This window comes from Pantoea sp. BAV 3049, from assembly GCF_009765445.1.
Taxonomy (GTDB): domain Bacteria; phylum Pseudomonadota; class Gammaproteobacteria; order Enterobacterales; family Enterobacteriaceae; genus Erwinia.
The window spans coordinates 2,429,961-2,438,086 of sequence record NZ_WHOY01000031.1 but is presented as its reverse complement, the minus strand read 5'-3'; the positions used below and the strand labels follow the sequence as shown (position 1 = coordinate 2,438,086).

Genomic DNA, 8,126 nt, shown 5'->3' with positions numbered 1-8,126 from the left:
TTCAATAGCAATCCGAATATCAATCTATTCACGATATAAAATTTTCCATATATTAACGGAAGTAACATGTAATTATTTTCCAGCAGAAAACCTTATCATTTACCTGGCTAATTTTAGTGCATTATGAACCTATATTCACTGAGGTTCACGCCAGACCGGATAAAGTTCAGGGAATCCGTCTATACGCATAGGTGGGGCTGCATCAACATATCCCCATCGTTTTATCAGAGTCCGAGTACTGAACCTTGTGCACTCTGCGTAACATGGATAACCGGAACCGTCGAGGATATCATTTAAAGCGCTGAAAAGATTCTTTACAACATCGCTTCCACGCGATGACCTGCGAACCGCGAGAAGTGAAATGTAATAATGCTGCCGTGCTTGGGGATGATAATTTTCGAGTTCATTATTAAGTCTTTTTGCGGTCGCATAATCCGAACCACATACGTTACGTAATACCCTGTCGAAAGCTGAGCGTTCATTCTCTGTCATTTCCATTGATCCCGGTCGAAAATAAACCATCGCGCCGGTATTATTTTCGGAAAGCAGCGTACCGCCACGCTTACTGGCAAGATCAAGGTAAATGCGGAAAAAAAACTTTAATTTATTAAGACGTTTTTCATCGTCTGGGAATATAATTTTATGTAACGGTTCATTATAAAAACCTTCGGCAAGAATATCGCAGGCCATGTCCAATTCAGACTCTATTGCATGTCTACATTTCATATCAATTCCTTTGATTATATTATTAGTCTCTACTTTTAAAATAATCTGATGTGGTTAGTTTGTTTCCATATGATTTCCGAAAATCTAATAAATATGCCAGCCATATACCCTTATCATACTTAATCCCCTGGGTAAAGGATTATCAAGTTGAGTTCTGCAGCCAAACTGACAGCCTGTCTGATATTTCTGACTCCCAGTTTTTCAACAATTTTTCTGGTATGAAATTTAACAGTGCTGAGACTTATGCACAAAACCTGAGATATTTCAGTATAGGTTTTTCCTGTTGTACACCAGAAAAGTATTTCCGATTCACGGGAAGTTAATTTTATATTTTTATCCTTCTCATTTGAATATTTATTCATTAGTGATTGATGGGTGTTAATGAGTAACCCCTGAAGGGAATCTTTATTTTTAGTAATTAACTCACTAACCTCTTTAACTTTCCCTTCATCTATATATAATGATAAAAGTGCCAGATTGTTTTCGTGGTCATGAAGAACAAATGCATAACCTCTGTTTATTCCATAAGGTTTTATCGGAGTGAATATTTTTTTCATTTTCCAGTTTGAATTGATTTCCAGATTATCATCCCAGCTAAATGCCGTCACTCTCCTTAATGCATTTATAACAACCGGATCAATGTTTTGTTTCTTTCTGGTAAGGTAATCGGAAACAAGATTGGTAGGAAGATTACTTATTATTCTTATGTTATCAGTATTAAATTTGTTTATGATCGCATAGACATACTTTATTTTTAATAAAGTATTCAATTCCTTTTCGAGGCTTTCTTTTACTTTGTTATTTTTTCTGGCGTCAGAAAAAAATGTATCATTCATTATTTTTATCATCCCTCTGTTATGTCGAAAAAAAAGAGTATGCGTAAGGTGTTTTTTAATGGCGTGAATAAACACCTTCCAGTAAAGGATACACCTTTCGACTCAAAAATATAATTGTTGGATTGATGAAAGGTAAGTTTTATAGTAGATAATGGTACCTGCTTCACTGATTTTCCTTTAATGGAAAACCAAGTAAGACTCTTGTCATGTATGCCATTATACATTTTTTAAATACAAATGCTCGCACATTTAATCTTGAAGAGTCGGGCCAGACCTTCAAGCAGGCGCGAAGCGTCAGAAGATGAGACCGGTGCCCTTTCAAAGTCCGGGCTACCATTCTTTTAGCTCATCATTCACGCAGACATGGAGCGTATTCATTAATTTTCCCCTTGCAAGGATCTCTACGACCATTATAACTGAACTATTTATGCACTTACAAATGCAGTGCGTCATTGGTGGTGAATATTATCTTTTAGTTTAATTTCATTTACTTTCAATCAAAATTTTTTTTGGTCATGTGTTTCGGAGAAAAAATTACATTATAAACTGAATGATTTCCAATATACTCATTATGTTAATTTGTGTTTAATTTTTAGCTTAACTATTGTGATTTATTTAATTTTTGTAATCTTTTTATTAGCAATTGAACGTGATTTTGTTTTTATAAATATTATTGGCGCGTTGGTTGTGATTACTATTCGATTATTTTAATGAAAATCATCATTAACTTCCCGCCATCTTTCCCGGAGAGCGATTTTATCCTCTTTTAGAGGGGGGATTGCATAAATTGCGTGTTCTGGCCGAACGTGAACGTAGCGCCCCTGCGGTGCGAGCACGGCTGCTTTACAGCCTCAACCGTCTTTAATTCCCTGCCGGACATCAACACTGGCGTCGGATGATATCCGGTAGACTCGATCGGTGGCCTGTCCTCCATCGTCGCATTGATACACATGCATAAATCAGCACGCCGCTGGCGTGAGCCGGCCTGCACCCGCGCACTTTTCCTTCCTTTTTCCACCCTGTAGACTCTTCATCATGTATATTCCCCGACCGGCAAAATTGCTGTTTCAGCATGCCGATGCTGGAGTCAGTATCTGGAGAAACACGGCGATACGCTCAGCGACTGGACCAAACTCTCCGTCGAGCGCATGCATGCCTGCGACACCTGTGCCATGGGAGTTCGCCGCTACAGCTGTGCATCACCGGACTGTACCCATGCCCGTTTTTTTTTGCCAGACCTGCAAGTCCAAAGCCTGCAGCAGTTGTGGCCTCAAGGCCACCGAGCAGTGGATCGCCGAACAACAGCACATCCTGCCCGACTTCGACAGGCAACATATCACCTTTACCATGCCCCACCTGTTGTGGCCATTCAACAACAACTGCCCCCTGCTCAATGACCTGTTCCGCTGCGCCACCCGCGCCATGCTGAAGTGGGCACGCCGGCAGGGTATCGAACACACCTATGGCCGGCAGCTGAATCAGCATCCGCATATCCATGTTTCCGTCACCCGCGGCGGGCTTGATGTTAAACACAGGACCTGGCGTAATCTTTTTTTAGAAAGAAGTGGAAGCCATCCGGCGTAATGCCGTCATATTTCTGCTGCTGGACAATTACGCCTGCATTAATCCCGGAGCCATGCAGGGCCTAGGCCATATCCGTAATGAGGATCGGTGGCACCGCTACCTTCATGCACAATACCGGCGTTCCTGGAAGGCTCACTTCGCCAAAAAGACCCGTGGTGCCTGGCGGCAGCGTGAAATACCTCTGCCGTTATCTGAAGCACCCGCCGGTGGCCGCTTCTCAGCTGCGCCACTATCGCGGCGAGGCAGTGTCCATCAGTATTACGATCACCGCACTCAGCAGCATAAACGCCAGAAAATCAGCCAGGAGGAGATGCTGCAGCGTTACGTCAGCCACATCCCGGCACGACATTTCAAAATGGTACGCTACTACGGTTTTCTGGCCAACCGCAAGCGGGGCACGCTGCTATCGAAGGTCTACGAAGCGCTGTCGGTGACGGTACGGGAAAAACCGAAGCGACCCGGGTTTGCGGTGCTGATGAAAGGCTTCCTGGGCACAGATCCGTACCAGTGCATCCTCTGCAAAGGCCGGCTGTGTTTTGCCGGCGCTGTGGCGGGTGAACGCGCCACAAAAATGCTCTCTGACAGGCTGCATCAGATGGCGAAAAAACGATAGCTGCGGATACCTGAGCTGGATTGGTGCGTCTGAAAAACAGGTTTCAGGTTAGAAATACGGCGAAGATGGCATTTTCACATCATAACCCACACAGATCAGCAGCAGCAATGGAGTAAACAGTGCAATTTTTCATGGTCAGGCGATCTCAAAAGAAGCGATTCAATCTCCTAACCATGAACACCACCTTACCGTTGTGATTTTTCAGCACTGCCGCTTTCTGGTTATCAACCAGCACGGTCCTGACACACCCGCCGAAGTGGCGGAAGGCCCTGACCAGGGATTCATACGTATGCTCTGCATCCTGGCAGGGAGCCGCAAAACGTGGAAGTGGACGGTCTTTTTACCGGGCCGCATTTTGCGTTTGGGCTGGATGTAATATCGCAAAATGGAACGACCGCCGGGGTAACCCATCTTTCTGATTTCCTGGAATATCACTTCGCCATTCCAAACGTTTTCGGTCAGTCGCATATCGATGTACTCCATAAAGGGGCGGAGTTTTTCCATCCTCAACCGCTTTTATTGCGCCGGAGGTGAGGGATAGCCTAAATAGCGTCTGACGGTGCGTTCGGAGCAGCCGACCTGCGTTGCAATATCGACAATATGAACGCTCTGATTGCGCATTTTCTTTATCATGAAAAAGTCCTCTCTGCTCAGCATGTCGATATCCTTTTCGGTATGGGAACCTTAAGGAGATAACATATTGGGTGGAGCGGACAAACCAAATGGCGATTTAGGGACTTATATCACTGTCGCTAACACCGGATCTGGAGAAGCTCCGCGCAGCCGGTTTCACGCCGGAAGTCATGGATGATGTGCTGTTTAAATCCCTCGTCAGACGCACTGATGAACTTTATAAGCTGGCCGGGACCGACCGGATACAGGCGCGACGACAGACCGGCGTTCAGTACCGCGCCACGGTGCGACACTACGGCGAATCGCGTGGCGTTCGTGCCATGCTCGACCTGATGGTTATTGACCAGGACAGCGATCCGGTGATGGTCTTTCCGGTGCCAGAAGCCCCCCGGTCTCACTCACTTGCCGCCGCTGGCCGTGAAGTTCTGCTCCCCGTCGAGACGCCGTATCATTTTTTTGCTAAATAGGTTTATATCCTATTTTATGAATGGGCGTTTTGCCGTATCCGGGGTCTGATGTCAGCTGCTCTCCTGAAATTCCCACGGATTCAGTATTTCAACGCCGCTGACCTGAAAATCGGCAACATTTCGGGTGACAATTGTCATCCCATGTACCAGCGCTGTTGCAGCAATCAGCGCATCGCGCTCTGATTGCCGGTCTGGAATATGAAGCCGCGCGCAGCGCAGAGCTACAGGAGTATCAACAGGGAGGGTCCTGTCGGAAAACTCTGGTAAAACATGGTTATCCATCCACGCTCGCAGCATCGCTCCCTGCCGGGCATCCTTCCGTTCAATGGCCAGAATGCCCATCTCCAACTCCATAAGCGTGATGGCCGATACGAACAGTTCGGATGCATTGACCTGTGATGCCCATACTGCAACGTTAGTATCGGCCTTCCCTGACTGGATTTTTCGCAGCTCTGAAACGACATTAGTGTCAATAACATACATCATCAGAATTCTGCCGCACGAATACCAATATTCGCCTTCGGTGCCTCAAAATCGATATCTGCAATGCCAGGCATTGCCAACGACTCGGCAATGTTTCTCCGCTGCTTTGTCAGGGCCTGGTATTCATCAAACGTCAGCAGCACGTGTGCTGGTTTTCCACGATCTGTAATGAAAACTGGCCCGCCTTTTGCTGCTTTTTTGGCGCGACTAACACCCTGATTCAATTCCCGGCTTGTTAATGTCGTAACCATCATGCTCACCTCACTAATTAAGTAACTGTATGTACGTTACTACATTTACTGAAGTGGTGCAATTTCCGGTTCTGTCGTATTAAGGCGTAGTCAGGTAACATGCTGTTTTTTTTAATGTTGCCTGACCATGTCCCTGATCCGAAAAGCCTTTAAACGCCTGCATTATCCCACCGATATTATCGCCCAGTGCGTCCGCTGGTACCTGACTTATTCACTCAACCTGCGTAATCTGGAGGAAATGATGGCAGAGCGCTGGATTGTCGTTGACCATTCCACGCTTCACCTGCCGAACTCAATGTCGGGAGAGAGGCCAAAGACTGCGTAAAGGTCAGACAGAGTAAGAACGTAGCACGCCAGTGGCGTGAGCGGCGCTGCTGCACAGCTTCGGGGGTTTGCATGACCGGTGCTCCGCTTTATACTCGGTCTCATGTATATACCCCGCCCCGCCAAACTCCTCTTAACTGTCGATGACGGCTGGTTTCGCTACCTCGAAAACCACGGCGACAGCATCAGCCAGTGGACCCGCCTCTCAGTTGAGCGCATGCTCGCCTGAGGAACCTGCGCCATGGGTGTCCGCCGCTACTGCTGCACCTCTCCGCACTGCACACACTCCCGCTTCTTCTGCCAGAGCTGCAAGTCAAAGGCCTGCAGCGCCTGCGGCATGAAGTCCACCGAGCAGTGGATCGCAGAGCAACAGCATATCCTCCCGGACTGCGACTGGCAGCATATCACCTTTACCATGCCGCACCTGCTGTGGCCCTTCTTCAGCAATAACTGGCCCCTGCTCAACGACCTGTTCCGCTGTGCCACCCGGGCCATGCTCCGCCGGGCTCGCCAGCAGGGTATAGAGGCCGGTATTTTCTGCGCTCTTCACACCTGGGGCCGGCAGCTCAATCAGCATCCGCACATCCACGTTTCCGTCACCCGCGGTGGCCTCGACGTAAAGCACGGCGTCTGGCGCAGCCTTTTCTTCAGAAAGAAGGCCGTTGAGGAAATCTGGCGGGGGGCCGTTATCCGCCTGCTGCGCGGCAGCTATGAGCGGGTCAGTCCCGGCACCCTGCCGGGACTGGGGCATATCCGCGATGAGCGCCAGTGGCGGCGTTACCTGAAGGCACAGTATGGCCGCCACTGGAAGGTACACTTCGCGAAGAAGACCCGGGGAGCCTGGCACAGCGTGAAATACCTGAGCGGCTACCTGAAGCGCCCGCCGGTGTCGGCTTCACGGCTGCGACACTATGCCGGCGGCGCGGTGGTCCACCACTATCTCGATCACCGCACGGGAAAGCACAAACGCCAGACGCTGAGTCAGGAAGAGATGATCGGGCGCTATATCAGCCACGTTCCGGCGCGGCATTTTAAAATGGTGCACTACTCCGGCTTTCTGGCCAACCGCAAGCGGGGCACGCTGCTGCCGAAGGTTTACGAAGCGCTGGAGATGACGGTACGGGAAAACCGAAGCGGCCCGGGTTCGCGGTGCTGATGAAAGGCTTCCTGGGTACGGATCCGTACCAGTGCATCCTCTGCAAAGGCCGGCTGCATTTTGCCGGAGCCATGGCGGGTGAGCACGCCACAAAAATGCTCTCTGACAGGCTGCATCAGATGGCGAAAAAACGATGGCTGGGGATGCCTGAGCTGGATCGGTGCGCCTGAAAAACAGGTTTCAGGTTAAAAATACGGCGAAGATGGCATTTTTACATCAAAACCCACACAGATCAGCAGCAGCAATGTAATAGACCGGGCCACTTTTCATGGTCAGGCGATCCGAAAAGAAGCGATTCAGATTTTTAACCATGTACACATGATCCGCAAGGGTCAGTATCAGCATACTGACGGCGACGGATTGTCCCCGGCTGAACAATTTTATCTGTTGGCTGTATAAATAATCAACACCACCACAACTACTGATTTGCCGTCGTTAATGCGGCAGAACCACTCAAAAGAGGTGATGCAATCACCTGAAAAAAATTAAAGCGTTTGATATAAGGTTATCCATTCTGGCATTATGGGGCCTTTAACAATCACCTCCTCCGTGTAATATGCCAATGCTTTATTATAATAATCCAATAACTTCGCTAAATCACGATAGTGTTGGTTATTTTTCATTATATCTTCATGAGAGTTAAGAGGCCCTTTATAAGGATTGTTTTTTCTGAAAAATTTATATATTTCTGAACTATTTGGATGACTAATAACATCCTTTAGATCTTCGGAAACGTCAACATGTTTTAATGATCCAGCATTTATCTTATAAACGTATACTTTTTTATTTTCTGGGTATAAATACCTCCTTTCCGATAGTGCACCAACAGTTTTACTACCGTCTACATTTTCATTTAAAACGGATTCCAAAAAGAATCGGCTTGTTCCTCTTAACGATTTGGAAGTAAAAACCGTGTTTTTTCCAAAGATATTGTTTTTCCAGTAAAGATTGTTTGTTCCCCTGAAGCCTTGATTAAGGATAATGTCAGGCGAACGATAATCCAGACGATATAGGTATTGTGGTTTCTGTGATCTAAAATATGTGCTTGTAATC

Annotated in this window: 6 protein-coding genes and 5 pseudogenes; 5 read left to right on the top strand and 6 right to left on the bottom strand. The window is 47.4% G+C overall.

What is annotated here, in order from left to right; genetic code table 11:
• Positions 1–135 precede the first annotated feature (135 nt).
• Together GSQ70_RS12345 and GSQ70_RS12340 are read right to left on the bottom strand one after the other, a co-directional pair.
• Complete coding sequence (locus GSQ70_RS12345) at positions 136–726, bottom strand: hypothetical protein (RefSeq protein WP_158782817.1); 591 nt, start codon at positions 724–726, stop codon at positions 136–138.
• Between the two features lie 119 nt (positions 727–845).
• Complete coding sequence (locus GSQ70_RS12340) at positions 846–1,562, bottom strand: LuxR family transcriptional regulator (protein WP_158782816.1); 717 nt, start codon at positions 1,560–1,562, stop codon at positions 846–848.
• Between the two features lie 1,035 nt (positions 1,563–2,597).
• On the opposite strand from GSQ70_RS12340, the pseudogene GSQ70_RS26400 reads away from it, so the two are divergent.
• Positions 2,598–3,759, top strand: a pseudogene (locus tag GSQ70_RS26400) (IS91 family transposase).
• Positions 3,760–3,934: 175 nt separating this feature from the next.
• Here the strand turns inward: GSQ70_RS26400 and GSQ70_RS12330 are convergent.
• Positions 3,935–4,416: pseudogene (locus tag GSQ70_RS12330) on the bottom strand (IS21 family transposase); the annotation flags it as partial.
• A 155-nt stretch (positions 4,417–4,571) separates the two neighbouring features.
• On the opposite strand from GSQ70_RS12330, the gene GSQ70_RS12325 reads away from it, so the two are divergent.
• The gene (locus GSQ70_RS12325) at positions 4,572–4,859 is read left to right on the top strand and encodes a hypothetical protein (protein ID WP_233268288.1); all 288 of its coding nucleotides are present in this window, start codon (positions 4,572–4,574) and stop codon (positions 4,857–4,859) included.
• 51 nt (positions 4,860–4,910) lie between these two features.
• Here GSQ70_RS12325 and GSQ70_RS12320 read toward each other — a convergent pair whose 3' ends face one another.
• Complete coding sequence (locus GSQ70_RS12320; RefSeq protein ID WP_158785294.1) at positions 4,911–5,342, bottom strand: type II toxin-antitoxin system VapC family toxin; 432 nt, start codon at positions 5,340–5,342, stop codon at positions 4,911–4,913.
• 2 nt (positions 5,343–5,344) lie between these two features.
• On the bottom strand, positions 5,345–5,596 hold the full coding sequence (locus tag GSQ70_RS12315; protein WP_158782815.1) for a type II toxin-antitoxin system prevent-host-death family antitoxin: 252 nt from the start codon (positions 5,594–5,596) through the stop codon (positions 5,345–5,347).
• Positions 5,597–5,720: 124 nt separating this feature from the next.
• Between GSQ70_RS12315 and GSQ70_RS12310 the strand changes: the two are divergent.
• From GSQ70_RS12310 to GSQ70_RS26395, 3 pseudogenes are all read left to right on the top strand, one after another.
• Positions 5,721–5,876: pseudogene (locus tag GSQ70_RS12310) on the top strand (IS6 family transposase); the annotation flags it as partial.
• Positions 5,877–6,020: 144 nt separating this feature from the next.
• A pseudogene (locus GSQ70_RS12305) lies at positions 6,021–7,243 on the top strand (IS91 family transposase).
• A gap of 142 nt (positions 7,244–7,385) precedes the next feature.
• Positions 7,386–7,472 (top strand): annotated as a pseudogene (locus tag GSQ70_RS26395) (IS6 family transposase); the annotation flags it as partial.
• Positions 7,473–7,558: 86 nt separating this feature from the next.
• Here GSQ70_RS26395 and GSQ70_RS12300 read toward each other — a convergent pair.
• On the bottom strand, positions 7,559–8,126 hold a 568-nt coding region (locus GSQ70_RS12300; protein WP_199257256.1), incomplete at its 5' end, for a hypothetical protein.

Bases quoted from the DNA above. Each gene is read 5' to 3' on its own strand.
- GSQ70_RS12320 (WP_158785294.1), bottom strand. From the start codon at position 5,342: ATGTATGTTATTGACACTAATGTCGTTTCAGAGCTGCGAAAAATCCAG.
- GSQ70_RS12315 (WP_158782815.1), bottom strand. From the start codon at position 5,596: ATGATGGTTACGACATTAACAAGCCGGGAATTGAATCAGGGTGTTAGT.
- GSQ70_RS12345 (WP_158782817.1), bottom strand. From the start codon at position 726: ATGAAATGTAGACATGCAATAGAGTCTGAATTGGACATGGCCTGCGAT.
- GSQ70_RS12340 (WP_158782816.1), bottom strand. From the start codon at position 1,562: ATGAATGATACATTTTTTTCTGACGCCAGAAAAAATAACAAAGTAAAA.